This is a genomic window from Granulicella mallensis (assembly GCF_014203225.1).
GTDB lineage: Bacteria > Acidobacteriota > Terriglobia > Terriglobales > Acidobacteriaceae > Granulicella > Granulicella mallensis_A.
This window is the reverse complement of record NZ_JACHIO010000023.1, coordinates 31136-45150: the sequence shown is the minus strand read 5'-3', so window position 1 is coordinate 45150 and position 14015 is coordinate 31136. Positions and strand designations below refer to the sequence as shown.

The 14015-nt window shown below is 56.1% G+C and carries 12 protein-coding genes; 4 read left to right on the top strand and 8 right to left on the bottom strand.

Translation table 11 applies throughout. The features are described from left to right. Window positions 1-4 precede the first annotated feature (4 nt). The 4 genes from HDF15_RS21405 to HDF15_RS21395 form a co-directional block, all read right to left on the bottom strand. A complete protein-coding gene (locus HDF15_RS21405) occupies window positions 5-1165 on the bottom strand; it encodes a hypothetical protein (protein ID WP_184259309.1) in 1161 nt (386 codons plus the stop codon). Between the two features lie 117 nt (window positions 1166-1282). Further along, entirely contained in the window at window positions 1283-1546 is a 264-nt protein-coding gene (locus HDF15_RS25585; RefSeq protein ID WP_221314555.1) for an alpha/beta fold hydrolase, read from the bottom strand. A gap of 96 nt (window positions 1547-1642) precedes the next feature. Further along, a complete protein-coding gene (locus HDF15_RS25580) occupies window positions 1643-2167 on the bottom strand; it encodes an alpha/beta fold hydrolase (protein WP_221314554.1) in 525 nt (174 codons plus the stop codon). Between the two features lie 9 nt (window positions 2168-2176). Further along, entirely contained in the window at window positions 2177-3211 is a 1035-nt protein-coding gene (locus tag HDF15_RS21395) for a zinc-binding dehydrogenase (RefSeq protein ID WP_184259307.1), read from the bottom strand. Between the two features lie 290 nt (window positions 3212-3501). Between HDF15_RS21395 and HDF15_RS21390 the strand changes: the two genes are divergently transcribed. Then, window positions 3502-3885 (top strand): DUF1801 domain-containing protein, encoded by a 384-nt coding sequence (locus tag HDF15_RS21390; RefSeq protein ID WP_184259305.1) that lies wholly within the window; start codon window positions 3502-3504, stop codon window positions 3883-3885. A 56-nt stretch (window positions 3886-3941) separates the two neighbouring features. Here the strand turns inward: HDF15_RS21390 and HDF15_RS21385 are convergent, their stop codons facing one another. From HDF15_RS21385 to HDF15_RS21375, 3 genes are read right to left on the bottom strand one after another with little or no spacing between them, the layout of a single operon-like run. Further along, entirely contained in the window at window positions 3942-4793 is an 852-nt protein-coding gene (locus tag HDF15_RS21385; protein WP_184259303.1) for a CoA ester lyase, read from the bottom strand. An 8-nt stretch (window positions 4794-4801) separates the two neighbouring features. Continuing rightward, window positions 4802-6034, bottom strand: a complete 1233-nt coding sequence (locus HDF15_RS21380) for a CaiB/BaiF CoA-transferase family protein (protein ID WP_184259301.1) — start codon at window positions 6032-6034, stop codon at window positions 4802-4804. 2 nt (window positions 6035-6036) lie between these two features. Further along, entirely contained in the window at window positions 6037-7368 is a 1332-nt protein-coding gene (locus tag HDF15_RS21375) for a 2-hydroxycarboxylate transporter family protein (RefSeq protein ID WP_184259299.1), read from the bottom strand. Between the two features lie 91 nt (window positions 7369-7459). Here HDF15_RS21375 and HDF15_RS21370 point away from each other — a divergent pair, with 91 nt between their 5' ends. Next, entirely contained in the window at window positions 7460-8182 is a 723-nt protein-coding gene (locus HDF15_RS21370) for an IclR family transcriptional regulator (RefSeq protein ID WP_184259297.1), read from the top strand. An 8-nt stretch (window positions 8183-8190) separates the two neighbouring features. On the opposite strand, the gene HDF15_RS21365 is transcribed toward HDF15_RS21370, so the two are convergent. Then, window positions 8191-9252, bottom strand: a complete 1062-nt coding sequence (locus HDF15_RS21365) for a LacI family DNA-binding transcriptional regulator (RefSeq protein WP_014266298.1) — start codon at window positions 9250-9252, stop codon at window positions 8191-8193. A gap of 246 nt (window positions 9253-9498) precedes the next feature. On the opposite strand from HDF15_RS21365, the gene HDF15_RS21360 reads away from it, so the two are divergent. Then, window positions 9499-12951 (top strand): carboxypeptidase regulatory-like domain-containing protein, encoded by a 3453-nt coding sequence (locus tag HDF15_RS21360; RefSeq protein WP_184259295.1) that lies wholly within the window; start codon window positions 9499-9501, stop codon window positions 12949-12951. A gap of 59 nt (window positions 12952-13010) precedes the next feature. Next, the gene (locus HDF15_RS21355) at window positions 13011-14009 is read left to right on the top strand and encodes a GRP family sugar transporter (protein ID WP_184259293.1); all 999 of its coding nucleotides are present in this window, start codon (window positions 13011-13013) and stop codon (window positions 14007-14009) included. Window positions 14010-14015: the final 6 nt, after the last annotated feature.

Below are 14015 nucleotides of genomic sequence, written 5' to 3'. Positions count from 1 at the left end.
GGACCTAACGCCTTTCCATTTCACCTCCTGCAACTCCCCGCGGTAAATCATTCATAAGTGGCGAAACGACGGGATAGCAGATAAGAAAATCATAGCTATCTGCCCAGTAGGTCAGGTTGGTCTCAAGAGGTGTGCGTTTTTCCGGCGCTATGGAGTGGAGCATGGGACGAAGCATACGGAGGTCGAATAAAGTCGCATCTGTTCCGGCAAGTTGAGCCAGAAGAGCGAATGAAAGTTCATCTTGCCTCTCATCCGCATTGAAAGTTTCGCCAGCAAGATGTTCTTTGCCCCCTGCTGCAAAGGCACCCACATTGAAAACGGATTTATTTTCGGCGACCGCCAACTCCGCTACAAAGTTGCCCAGCGTGGAAACACCGCGTGCATCATAGCCGCGATGAAGATGGTTACGTCCGAATCGCAGGAAGACTTTACCCTCGGGTGCCTGCCGATAATGGCTAAGGAAAAGTTCCTTCATCACTAACTCCCTGGCTTCGGAGGCCCCAAGCCTGGTGCCGGGATTTGAGCGAAGTGCTTCAACGCGCAAAGTCTGACGAAGATTGTTCCAGAGAGAGATGCCGCCAGTCGTTATGTCCCTGGCTGGATGATCTGTCTCTGACAGGCTTAGTAGTTGAGGGGCTTGCTTCCGGTTATAGCCCTGAGCGGTGAGGGCCACCATTTGCTTTAGTGTGGCATCCTCGGGATTGAGCTTGGCAATATCCGCAATAAGGCGTTCAGGTTGGCCTTCGTCTATATCGCACCCCCAAACAACATGGTGGTTGGGCCCCGCGAACTGATCGACCAACGCGGCCTGGTCTTGTGTCCACAGCCCTTTGGCTTGATCCAAGTGCTCTGCCGCCCAGGGACTCAACTCCCCTGCAACATGACGGTATCCAGCCGTCCATAGCTGAGGCCACAGATCTTTCATGAGTTCCGGTATCTCATGTTCGCCATGAAGTTCTCCTAACAGAAAGAAATCGTGGCTGCGTGCTTCAACAAGCAAGCGAGCTTCTCCAGCACCGTGTAGTGGTACTGCGTGTGCAGCTAGCGTTGCTCGAATGGCATCTTCGGTAACGACAGGAGCAGCAAGGAGTGATCCTGAAATAAGGAAAAGGCTCAGAGAGATCGCAAGGGCCAGTCGGGATTTCATGGAAAGATAACGTGCCAAACCTGGTAAAAGTTCCCGCGCCTATACCTGGGTTCTTTTACTCCCGTCAATATTGTTCTGGAGCGGTAGGCTCATCTCGAATCGAGAGCAGATTTATAGGAGCGCGTGACGTGGTCGTTATCGATCCAGAAATTGCTGTAGGGCTGCTCCGAATTTTTCCGGGTTTTCTTCCGCGATCCAATGGGCAGCGCGTGGGATTTCAAGACCTGTGATGTCCTCGCCGACTTCATGCATCATCTCTACGACGCCCGAGCCGGTATTACTGATTGCCCCGAAGATAGAGAGAATCGGAATTTTAAGCTTTCCGTTTCGTTCAAGCGCTGACCGATTCTCCTGCGCATCCTGGTCGAAGGCACGGTAGAGTTCAAAGCCTGCACGCATCGCTCCCGCAGCGCTATACGCTGACTCGTAGATGTCCAGATCTTCTTCGCTGATGGCAGAGGGATCGAAGATGCGCGCGTTATAGAAGAGCTGCAGCTACTGACGCTCCCGGCCGGCGACGAGCATCTCGGGAACGTCTCGCGTACCGTGGAAGGCAAAGTGCCAGACGCGAGGGTCAACACGAAGCCTGTCAAAAACCTCGGTCCCCGGCAGCGGAGCGTCCATCACAACAAGATGAGAGACATCCTCGCGGAACCTCTCCGCATACGCATAAGCGACCATTAGTCCAATATCGTGACCTACCATCGCCACCGGTTGTTGGATCTGGAGATGCTCTCTCAACAGGCGATGAATGTCTCCTGCCATTGTGCGTTTGTCGTATCCTGCTGCGGGTCGTGAAGAGTGTCCGGCACCTCGATAGTCTGGCGCAATGACGCGATAGCCCGCCTTTACAAGGATCGGAATCACGCGACGCCACTCCCACCAGGTCTGCGGAAAACCGTGCAGAAGAACTATGGTGCGGTCTCCCTCTCCTGCTGTGACGTAATGGAGACGAAGACCCGGCTCCAGTTGTGCCATTCCGTGTATCACGTGAAGCTCTGTCGATTCATCCTGGGACATGCTGTCTCCTTATTTTGTGTCTAGAAGAATCGTCCCTTGAACTTCCCTGTCTTCCAGGAGACGATGTGCTTCTGCTGTTTGACTCAATGGAAGTATGCGAGCGATGGAAGGGCGCAGCTTCTCTTCCAGCGTGGCCTTGACCAGGAACTCCATTCCTGCCCGGATCAACTCAAGCTTAGCCAGGAAGACCGGCAGATAAAACCCCGTCATCGTTTGAGACTTTTGCATGAGCCGGCGCGGCGCGAAGGGCTGTCCGGGGCCGCGCGTCGATCCGAAGATAATGTGGCGGCCAAAGGGTGCGAGGCATTCAAAGTTCTGCTCGAAGATGTCGCCGCCGATCGACTCGAGAATCACATCTACCCCGCGCCCGCTGGTGTTCTCAAGGACGCGCTTGGTCCAATCCTCACGCGTGTAGTCGATCGCATCGTCCGCGCCCAGGCTGCGGATGAAGTCCAGTTTTTCGCTTGTACTCGCTGTTCCGAGGACCGTTCCTGCGCCAAGGATCTTCGCAATCTGAACCGCGAGACTCCCCACGCCTCCTGAAGCACCCTGAACCAGTACCGATTCTCCGGGCTGAATCTGCGTCGATGCCGTCAAAAGGAGGTACGCAGTAAGACCCTGGTTGGGTAGAGCCGCAAAGAGATCGGCATTTGCCGACTCAGGAATCTCAACGCAGAAGCCGGTTTCAGCGACGACTTTTTGAGCGTAGCCACCACCTTTGGGCGTGTACGCCACCACCTTCTTTCCAATCCAGGCCGTGTCTTCCTTAGAGCCAGCTGCAATGACGGTGCCCACCGCCTGGAGGCCCGAGATGTGTGGTAATTCGATGCCGCCGACGTGTGTCTCTGGGCGGTTATAGGTGCCTTGCCGTTCCCGGATGTCGACGAAGTTGACGCTCGACCGTTGCACCTCGATGAGTAGTTCCTTTTGTTGAGGTGCAGGTTCTGGCCTGTCGCCGAACTGCAAGACATCGCGTGTACCGAACTTCTCAAAAAATATTGCCTTCAAGGGATTCCCCTTCTGCATGGTTTTGAGGCGCAGCATGCCGCCCTGCAAGTTCTGACGACCCAATCCATTGGATGCGACTTAGGCGGAAGCTCCGGCCAGTCACGCTACAAATGCGATAACTTTTTGGGGCAGCCAGGCGCGCCGCCTTATCCACTTCGTCGTTATGCAGACGAGCCATGGGGATGGATGGTGCAGGCAACCCGAAGCGCACTGCTTTTACTGACGTTCTCAGACTTTCGGATTGTACGTTCCACCGGTTGCAGCGTAAGCTGTGCGCAGCGAGATAGCTGCGAGAGTTGGAACTGAACATAAAGGAGCCTGTCCTGATGGAATCCGCCTCTGCATTCATCGACGAAAAGATCAAGGAACTCGGAGACTGGCGCGGAAAGACGCTCTCGAAGGTGCGCGAAGTCATTCACAAGGCAGACCCTGAGATTGTCGAAGAGGTGAAGTGGAGGGGGACGCCTGTCTTTTCCCACGGTGGCATCATCTGCACGGGAGAGACGTACAAGAGCGCCGTCAAACTGACCTTTGCCAAGGGCGCTGCGTTGGAAGACCCTTCAGGGCTGTTCAACTCCAGCCTTGAAGGAAATGTCAGGCGAGCTATCGACATTCACGAAGGCGACAAGATCGATGAGGCGGCCTTGAAGGATCTCATCCGCGCTGCTGTGGCACTCAATCTCAAAGGCAAGAACAAGCCGAAGCGCTGACATATCAACGATTGTGACGGGTTTGAAATCAGCAGAATAATTTTGTATGACTAATCTTAGCGACCGACAGATTTGAGAAGTGCTCGCGCTCGTTGGATAAATGGTTCGTCGATCATTTTGCCATCCACCGATGTAACAGCATTCCCGGACTCTGCTGCCTGTCTGGCGGCATCCACAACGCGCTGGGCATAGAGGAGTTCTTTTTCGGTCGGTGAAAACGCAAGGTTCGCGGCGGCGATCTGGCTAGGGTGAATGCAACTGGCTCCGGCAAATCCGAGTGCCCGTGCTGATTGAAGGGAGCTCACATATCCAACTGGATCTCTAAAATCGGGGAAGGCTGAGTCGTAGCAATTTAATCCGCCTTCTGCCGCCGCAAGACGCAGCATAAGACGGACCTGGTTACGTGCAAGCGTATTCTCCGGAGCGATTCCCAGTGGTTCCATCAGATCGGCAAAGCCCATCTGCAGACCCAGTACACGCGGAGAACTCATGGAGATCTCCGCTGCAATCCGCAGGCCTCGGGGCGACTCGATGGTGGGAAGAATTCGGACAGGGGGGAGCAAATTGCGCAAGCGTTCCACTCGTTCCATCTCGCATACCGCAGCGCTTATATCTTCGAGCCGTTCCACCTTGGGAAGCGCAATCGCATAGAGTGAGGGCCACAGCGCGCACTCTATATCCTGATGGAAATGGGACGATCCAACGGGGTTTGTTCGGACGAGCAGAAGCGGATATCCATCAGCTACATGTTTATAAAAGAACGAGCGTAGATTTTCGCGGGCTTCAACTTTTCGGCCAGCGATGACAGCATCTTCCAGGTCGAAGCAGATAGCGTTGGCGCCTGAGCGCAAGGCCTTCTCGAAGAGCTCCGGACGGTCGGCAGGAACAAATAATTTGCTGCGCATCATACCGGCTCCTAATCGGATTTCTCCGGTGGTTTAACAATGCTGTTTAGCTCAAGAGCTTCGATCTCAGACCTGTCGTATCCAACCTCGCGCAGAACATCTCGAGTGTCTGCCCCGAGATGTGGTGCGGCTCTGTGAAAGCCTCCGGGCGTCTTTGCGAGTCGCGGAGAAATCGCGTGTACGGGGATGGTCCCCATCTCCGCATCGGGCAACTCGACGATAATCTGGCGGGCGTGGAAGTGGGTGTCCTGTTCGATATCGGCCATATCGTAGACAGGTCCGACGGTTATGCCATTCTGCTGAAAGAATTCAAGACAGTCTTTTTGTGTAAGGCTGCCTATATAACCTGCAACGATCTCATCCAGCGCCTCAACATTCTTCAGCCGTAGTGAATTGGTCGCGAAGCGCGGATCTGCAGTGAGTTCCGGACGCCCAATGGCGCCGAACAGCTTTTCTGTCATGCTCTGGGTTGAAGCAGAGAGGCAGATCCAATGTCCGTCCGCCGTTCGATAGACATCGCGTGGCGCGCTGTTTGTAGACCTGCTGCCTGTGCGTGGCTTTACTTTGCCTGTAAGACGGTAGTTCGCAGCCTGCGGCCCAAGGATGGAGAACAACGGATCGAGCAAAGGAATATCGATTACCTGTCCCTGGCCTCCGGTAACCTCTACGTGGCGTAGCGCGGCAAGAATGCCGATCGCACCATAGAGACCGGCCGTCATGTCTCCAAGATAGATGGGAGGCAGCACAGGCTCGCGGTCCGCGAACCCATTCATCGAAGCAAATCCCGACATCCCTTCGACCAGCGTTCCGAATCCGGGCCGGTCAGCGTACGGGCCTGTCTGGCCCCATCCGGAGATACGTGCCAGAACGAGCGCAGGGTTCACCGCAAGAAGCAGTTCGGGAGAAAGATCCATGCTCTCCAGGGTGCCCGGGCGAAAGCTCTCCACCATCACGTGCGCTCCCGCGATGAGGCGCAACATAATATCGCGCGAGTCTGGATGCCTCAGATCCAGGCACAGACTCCGCTTGTTGCGGCTGTAGGTCTTCCAGGCTGTTTCAATATTTGCGACGCGCCATTCGCGCAGGGTATCGCCAGCAAGCGGTTCCACCTTGATTACGTCGGCGCCGAGATCGCCGAGGGTCATGGTGAGCGTATTGCCGGCCACAAGACGCGACAGGTCAATGATTCGAACACCCTTCAAGGGGCCGCTGGGAGTGGCGCTAAATTCAATTCGTTCAAACATGGTCAGCGTCCGTGTGCGAGTGTTCGCAGGATGAGAAGGGTAAGAGTCACCGTAATAGCTCCGCCGATGCGCGTCGCAATCTGTGCAAAGGGCATTAGCTCAAGGCGTTCTGCCGCGGTGAGAATGGCGACATCGCCTGTACCTCCGGAGCCGGTGTGGCAGGCATTGATGAGTGCCGTTTCGATGGGAAACATCTGCATCCATCGTCCGACAAAGAAACCCGTTGCCGTGAGTGTGACCACGATGAGTGTAATCAGCAGAAGGTTCGTGGGGTGGAGTGCTTCTTTCACTGCCGACCATGGCGTCAGAGCGACCGCAACGGCGAAGAGGAGTGGGTAGGTTACGGTCACAGCGAAGAATCGTCCTACGGTGGCTGCCGCTTGATCCAGCCAGGAGGGAAGCAGGTTGGAAACTTTAAGAAGAACCGCCAGGATCAGCATCATGACCGGTGCTGGAAAGGCGATGAGCGCATGAAGGAGAACACCGAGCAGGTAAAGGGCTATCCCGAATGCTGAGGCGGCAAACAGGCGCCCGATCGTCAAAGGGAACTTCTCTTCGAGAGGTGCCGATAGAAATGCCGTGGAGTTCGAGACCGGTTGCAATACGCCATTGCCGGTCAGTGCGGGATAGCGGCTTCCAAGCGAGTTCAGGCATCCGGCGAGAACAATCGCTACGAGGTTTGCAAAGAGCACTACCGGCAGGATGTGAGCAAGAAGTTCACCCGCATTGCCATGCTGGATTTCGGCATAACCGAGTGACAGTGGAATGGCGCCCTCACCCACTCCTCCGGCCATTACCGGCACGAGGACCATGGGAATGACTGTGGACATGTGGAGTCCCAGTGCCGCACCTGCAAGGGAGCCGAGCAGGAGCGCAAGCAATGATCCGGCCAGCAGGGGCACGAGGATTTTAACGAGGCCTTGCAGCAATACCTTTCGGTTCATGCCGAGGATACTGCCCACGATAATCGCTGTGATGTACAGGTAGATGAAGCTCGTGCCCTTGGTGAACGCCGTTACGGTCTCAACCAGATTTGCCGGAAGCCAATGCCGGTAGAGCAGGTAAGACGGAAGAAATGCCGCAGTGATCGCCGGGCCGCCCAGGCGGCGAACCTGAGGGATCACCCCTCCGAGCCAGGCACACAGACTGCCGCCAACGGTCAGAGTGGCGATCATGATGGAGACATCGGTGGTCAGTGCATGGGCTGCCGTCAGGGCTCCGACGGCGGCGAAGAGCAGGACAAAGACAGGCAGGGGTAATGCTCCGACACGATAGGAAAGCCCATCGCGCCAACTCCCGGTGTCCTTCGCCACTTCGCGTTCCGTCTGAACCATCGCTGCCTGTCAAAGTTGATAAAATAGAACGGTGTTCTGTTATGCACGAAGAGTGTCGGCTTACTCCGGCCACTCTGTCAAGGAGGCTACTTTGCCACGGATTCCGGTTTCAGCTACGGGAGGCTCTTCAACCGCCGATCGAGTGCTTGCGTTGCTTTCAGCCTTTCAAGCCGAGGATGCGGAGCTCAGTCTCGCAGAACTCGCTACTCGTACGGGCCTTTACAAGAGCACCGCACTGCGCCTGTTGCATTCGTTGGAAGGGAAGGGATTCCTGATCCGAACGGTGCAGGCTACCTATCGGATAGGCCCTGAGGTGGCTCGCTTGCAGGGGATTCATGAGGCTGCGGACGGATTGCAGGCAGCGGTGATGCCAGTCCTGCGCGATCTGGTAGCTCTAACGCGTGAGACGGCCGCACTGCATGTTCGCCGAGAGGGACATCGTGTGCGTCAGTTCTGGATCGACTCGCCGCAGCCATTGCGCGAGCATGTGACTCTGGGGGAAGAACTGCCGCTCGATCGTGGAGCTGGCGGCCTGGTTCTGCGTGCCTTCTCGGGCGCCGGCGGCAAGAACGCGGAACAGGTACGAGGGCAGGGGTATGCGACTTCTGTGGGTGGAAGGTTGCCGGAGCTGTCGGGCATCTCCGCGCCGGTCTTCAATGCACGGGGAGAGCTCGTTGGTGCGCTCACCCTGACCATGCCGACCCATCGCTGGAGGTTGTCCTGGAAATCGCTCGTAGTGGCAAAGGCCTCCGAACTGACACAGGCACTCGGAGGCGCCAAGGCAGGAGTGAAGCGCAAGAAGGTGCTTCCATAAGGCGCAGGCTATTTCTTCGATTTTGTTGCGGCGGAGCTTCTGGTCTTCTTGGCGGGACGCACCGGAGGGGGCGGTCCAATGGAGGCTCCGAGCCGCAGCGTTGTGGGAAGTACGTGGTGCCTAAACAGCCGGTCTGGTTCCTTGACGCGTTCCAGCAACAGTTGAATCCCCATCGCGCCAAGCTGATAGCCAGGCTGCATTACGGAAGCCAGCGGAGGATCCATCAACTCCGTTACATCGAGACCGTCAAAGCCGACGAGTGAGACGTCACGTGGGCAAAGGAGCCCCAGTTCGCGAATGGCCATCGCTACACCCATTGCGATCATGTCATTCTGCGCGAAGATAGCTGTCGGGCGAGGTTGCATCTGTAGCAAGCCTAGCGCAGCGGAGTACCCGCCAGCCCTGTCGAATGAGCTTTCCTGCACATACTCCATCGGGACCTGGATGGCTGCCTGCTTGAGCGCGCGGCGAAATCCCATAAGCCGTGCGTGTGCCCCGCTCAGATGCAGCGGTCCTGTGATGGTAGCGATGTGCTTATGGCCCAGATCGATCAGGTGTTGGGTCGCCTGCACGGCGCCCTCTTCGTTCGCTACGGTAACGGTATCGCCCTTCCAGTGTCGGGGCATTCGATCGAGACAAACGATAACGGGACCGCTGCGTTTGGAGCTGCCTAACTGCATGGTCATCTCGCTGAAGTTCGAAGGAATCACGAGGATGCCGGTCGGCAGATACGTTCGCAGCTGGGTCATGTAGGCAATTTCTTTGGACTGGTTGTTGTCCGCATTGCACAGCACCAATCGATAGCCGCTGCCGAAGGCAGCGTCTTCCGCGCCCCGTACGACCGCCGGAAAAAAGGGGTTCGTGATGTCCGGGATGATCATGCCGATCATGTTTGTCTTGTCGCGGCGCAATCCGCGAGCCAGTTCGCTTGGCTCATAACCCAGCGCTGCCACGGCGTCCATCACCCTGCGGCGCAGGGGTTCGCGTACTTTGGCGGAGTTGTTCAGGACGTTCGAAACGGTGCCGAGTGAAACTTCGGCGAGCCGCGCGATCTCATTCATGGTGGGCATGCGGCACCTGTTTGAAAAGCTTCATTTTGTTCCAGAATCGATTTTAGATCAGTGCCCGTTGTGGCCGTCTTGGGGAGAAGAGAGGAATCGTCTTTAGATACGCTGCCCATTCAGCCTCAAAAAAATACCTTGACATCTCTGAATCATTTTGACTATAAGCATCCACGTTCCGATTTGAAACGTTTCAAGAAACTTTGGAGGTCTCCGGTGCATAAACTCACACGGTGGTTGGTTTGGATGTTTGTGGTGACAATTTGCATGCTGCCTGCGATGTGTCTGGGACAGTTTGCGCAACGTGGTGGCGTCGAAGGCGTCGTAACCGATTCGACAGGAGCTGCCCTCCCCGGAGCGAAGGTCACGCTGTTCGCACTCGAACAGAAGACGACCAAAGAGACTCTTTCGGACAGTGCCGGGCACTACAGTTTTTCGGAGATCACCGCAGGCACCTACCAGGTTGCGGCGTCGCATGCTGGGTTTGCTGTTGCGAAATCGACAGTGATTGCGGTGAACCTGGGAACCAATGCGCGGTTCGATTTGAAGCTCCAGATCGGCGCACAGACAGAAGAAGTCTCGGTCGATAGCTCAACCGCAGTGATGGAGACCGGGCAGGTAAGCCTCGACACGAACCTTTCGGAGAAGCAGTTCGAACAGCTTCCGCTCAACGGCCGTAACTTCACCTCGGTTGCCGCGCTCTCGCCGGGTGTGTCGACACAGCCTCAGGCAAACCTGAATCCAGGGGGGACTTTTTCTGTCGGCGCACAGTTCGCCTCGGGCGGCGTGGCGTTTACCTCGGGAGGTCTTGTCCAGGGTTCGCGCGACAACGGCTTCTACGTCAACGGTGTAAACATCACGGACAACTACGAAACCAGCCTGAGCTATGAGCCTTCCGTCGAAGCGCTCAGCACGGGAACCTTGCAGGTTGCCGATTTTTCAGCCGCGAATGGACATGATTATTCAACGCTCAGCATGCAGACCAAGGGCGGTACGTCGACCTTTCATGGGGAAGCGTATGACTTTATCGAGAACGATGCTTTCAACGCGGTCAATCCCTTCACCAAGGCCTTTGCTGCTTACAGTGGTAACTCCAATCCCATTGCACCCACGCTGCGGCGCAATCAGTTTGGGGGAGGCGTAGGCGGTCCTGTCTACATCCCGAAGATCCTGCCATGGTTCCAGAAGAAGATCTTCTTCTTTGCAAACTACGAGAACTTTATTGAAAGCGATGGGAACCAGCAGGTTTACCAGAATGTGCCTTCGGCCGGGGAGCGCACCGGAGATTTCAGCGAACTTCTCGGTGGAAGCAGCCCACTGCAGCTTTATAACCCGTTCTATACGACCTACAACGGTGATGGTGTCAGCAGTCGTCCTGCTATTCCTAACAACCGCCTCGACCTTGCCACGAGGCCGGATGGAGCTCCTGTCTTCGATCCTGGGTCGGCGGCTTTGATGGCGCTGTATCCTTTGCCGAATATTGCTGGTGTGCCTTCTTACCAGCCGAACTATGTCACGACACAGAAGCTCGGCTTTTCGGTGTACCACTTCGACACCCGCTTCGACTTCAATCTCACGGCCAAGGACAATGTCTTTGTCACCTACTCCAAGTCGCACGGCACCAACGACAATACGGGGAACCTGCCGCCGTCACAGCTTTACATCTCGGACGTTGATGATTTCGCCTATCTCACGACGGTGAACTATGCCCACACGTTTACTCCCTCTCTGGTGAACGAATTCATCTTCGGTATCGGTGACTCGGCCTTGCAGACTGTCGATCCGAGTCAGATCGCCTATCTGAACAGTGATGCGAATCCCTTGAACAAGGTGTTCCAGAATACCGGTTCAGGGACTACACGAGGCGTGCTCCAAATGGAGGTCGATAACTATGCAAGCCCAGGCTTCAACCAGGTGTTCCGCGCTGAGAACAAGGTGCTGCAGTTCTCCGACAATGTGAGCTGGACGAAGGGACGCCACGCGCTTGCCTTTGGTGGAAACTACTTCCGCAAAGGTGAGTTCGACTGGGACTTCGCCCGCTATGTGGAGTTTCAGCAGAAGTTCAGCACCGGCGGAGCCTTGGAGCAGTATGCGGGGGGAGATGCGATGGCCGACCTGGCTATGGGGTTGCCGGAGCTGATTCATCAGCGCTATGACTTCACCGGAGGGGATGCCACCTCGCCGGAACTCGACGTGACGCTCCCCTATATCGGTTTTTATATCAACGACAAGATCACGCTGTCGCCCCGGCTCACCATGAATGTAGGCCTGCGCTATGATCTCTCCGTGCCGTTGTACGCGAACAATAACCTATGCTGCGCGATCTATCAGCCGACTGTCGACGGCGGAGTATTGAAGCTGCCCGGCATTGCACAGGGGGTGCCTCAGCACTATCTTTCTACCCCGAAGAAGGACTTCGCCCCACGCCTGAGCATCGCGTACAACCTGGATAAGGACACGGTCGTTCGCGCCGGGTATGCGATCTTTTATGACGTAGGCGCGACGCAGATCTCCACCGAAGTAGGAAACGCGCTGAACGGCGTACCCGGGTACTTCAGCGGCAATGAAATTACGAACGTGACACAAGGAGCGCTCAGCGATACGCCTGTGCTGAACCTCTCGAATATCTTTCAGACTTCGCCACCGCTTACACCCGGCAGCTATCCCGTGAGCACTGGCGCTGGTCAGGGCTATTTCGGTGACGGAGAGCTATCGACGGTCTACTACTACGACCAGAAGTCGACCCCATTGCCGTACTACCAGCGTTTCATGCTGGACGTGCAGCATCAGCTTACCCCGCGCGATACCATCACGCTCTCCTACCTTGGAGCGCAGGGCCGCAAGGGATCGAACTACGTAAACGAAAATCTGCCGGCCTATCGCCTGAACTGGCCGACGCAGAATGCCTTCGATGCCGCGCGACCCAATAATGCCGGAAGGTTCGGCGATATCTATGTTCAACGCCCAAATCTCAATTCGTTCTACAACGCCGCGGTCGTGCAATTTCAACACCAGTTCACGCATGGCTTCCAGATCCTGAGTAACTACACGTGGGGCAAGACTGTCTCGGACTATCCCACTGTCAATACCCTGGCGGCGAATGGTGAGGGAGGGTTCAACGGCTTCCAATATCCGGAGGTATACAACCGGGGTGAGAGCACGCTCTCGCATCGCCACAGGTTCGTCTATAGCGGAATTCTGTCTCCCGTCTACGGAAAGACCTGGTATCCGCCGCTTCGCGAAGTGCTGAGCGACTGGCGTTTGTCTGCCATTGGCACCATTGAATCCGGCGATGCTCTTACCATCATCAACGACGCTACCAGTGCTCAGGACCATGCAGGTACGGATGAATTGTTCGTCTCCGGAAGCCCGAACATAGGCCATGGACAAAAGAACTTCTTCAATCAGTTCAATATCGCAGCCTTCTCCATTCCTGTAGTCGGAATACGCGGCAACTCTGGGCTCGGTACGATTCGCGGCCCAGGGCAGAATAATCTGGACTTATCCTTGGCAAAGACATTTCCTATCTTCAACCGCTTCCATGCTGAGTTCCGCGCGGATGCTTTCAATGCGTTGAATCACACGCAATGGAACGGGGCCCAGACGTATCAGACCAAGACCGGTACACGTAGCGGCGTTCCTTTCGGTGCGGCGACCGGTGCTCGAGAGGCGCGTATCGTTCAGTTGGCCGTGAAGTTGGCTTTCTAATTCAATTCACCGCACGGGCCAGGTGACTGGCTCGTGCCGCTGTACCGAATGGAGACCTTGTGTATCAACCAGAGATCTATGCAAGCACCTTATTCTTCATGCTGGTGAGCATGAGTTGCTGGGGTTCGTGGGCCAACACCATGAAGCTTTGTCCCGGCTATCGCTTTCAACTGTTTTATTGGGATTATGTCGTCGGGCTTCTTGTCGGAGCTGTCCTTTGGGGGCTCACCCTTGGAAGCACAGGTCAGGTGGGCGTAGCCTTTCTAGCCGATTTAAAACAGGTGCATCCTTACCACCTTGGCATGGCGCTGCTGGGCGGAGTCATCTTCAATCTGGCGAACCTGCTGCTCGTTGCGGCTATCGATATCGCGGGGCTGGCTGTGGCTTTTCCGGTGGGGATTGGGTTGGCCCTGGTGATTGGCGCGATCAGCAACTATGTCATCAATCCGGCGGGAAATCCTCTGTTACTCTTTGGCGGAATCGCTTTTGTCGTTGCAGCTATTGTTATGGATGCGATGGCTTACAGGCTGCGGGAGAAGAGCAGGAAGAGCGCTGGGACCAAGGGGATTCTTCTCAGCCTTCTCTCCGGCGTATTGATGGGGAGCTTCTATCCGTTTGTCTCGAAGGCGATGTTTACCCCTGGCGCATCCGGACCCTACGCGGTAGCGTTTTTCTTCGTTGTTGGCGTTGCACTTTGTGCGATTCCAACAAACTACCTGCTCATGAGGAAACCCATCGACGGGCAGGCGGCGGTTGATTTCTCCGGCTTCCTTAGCGCGCCAAAGAGCTGGCATCTCTGGGGCATCCTGGGCGGTGTGATCTGGTGCACAGGAGCGATCTTTAACTTCGTGGCCTCTCGTACACACTTTGTCGGACCGGCGGTTTCGTACTCCATCGGACAGGGGGCAACGATGGTCTCCGCAGCGTGGGGCGTCTTTGTCTGGCGTGAGTTTGCGGGGACTTCTTCTCGCATCAAGATGCTTTTGGGTTTCATGTTTCTTTTCTTCCTTCTCGGCCTCGGGGCAATCGCAGCAGCGCCCCTCTTCGCTCACAATTGACGCTCT

Coding starts and splice junctions, on each gene's coding strand:
- HDF15_RS25585 (WP_221314555.1), bottom strand. CDS start 1,546: ATGCGTGCAGGCTTTGAACTCTACCGTGCCTTCGACCAGGATGCGCAG.
- HDF15_RS25580 (WP_221314554.1), bottom strand. CDS start 2,167: ATGTCCCAGGATGAATCGACAGAGCTTCACGTGATACACGGAATGGCA.
- HDF15_RS21395 (WP_184259307.1), bottom strand. CDS start 3,211: ATGCTGCGCCTCAAAACCATGCAGAAGGGGAATCCCTTGAAGGCAATA.
- HDF15_RS21390 (WP_184259305.1), top strand. CDS start 3,502: ATGGAATCCGCCTCTGCATTCATCGACGAAAAGATCAAGGAACTCGGA.
- HDF15_RS21385 (WP_184259303.1), bottom strand. CDS start 4,793: ATGATGCGCAGCAAATTATTTGTTCCTGCCGACCGTCCGGAGCTCTTC.
- HDF15_RS21380 (WP_184259301.1), bottom strand. CDS start 6,034: ATGTTTGAACGAATTGAATTTAGCGCCACTCCCAGCGGCCCCTTGAAG.
- HDF15_RS21375 (WP_184259299.1), bottom strand. CDS start 7,368: ATGGTTCAGACGGAACGCGAAGTGGCGAAGGACACCGGGAGTTGGCGC.
- HDF15_RS21365 (WP_014266298.1), bottom strand. CDS start 9,252: ATGCCCACCATGAATGAGATCGCGCGGCTCGCCGAAGTTTCACTCGGC.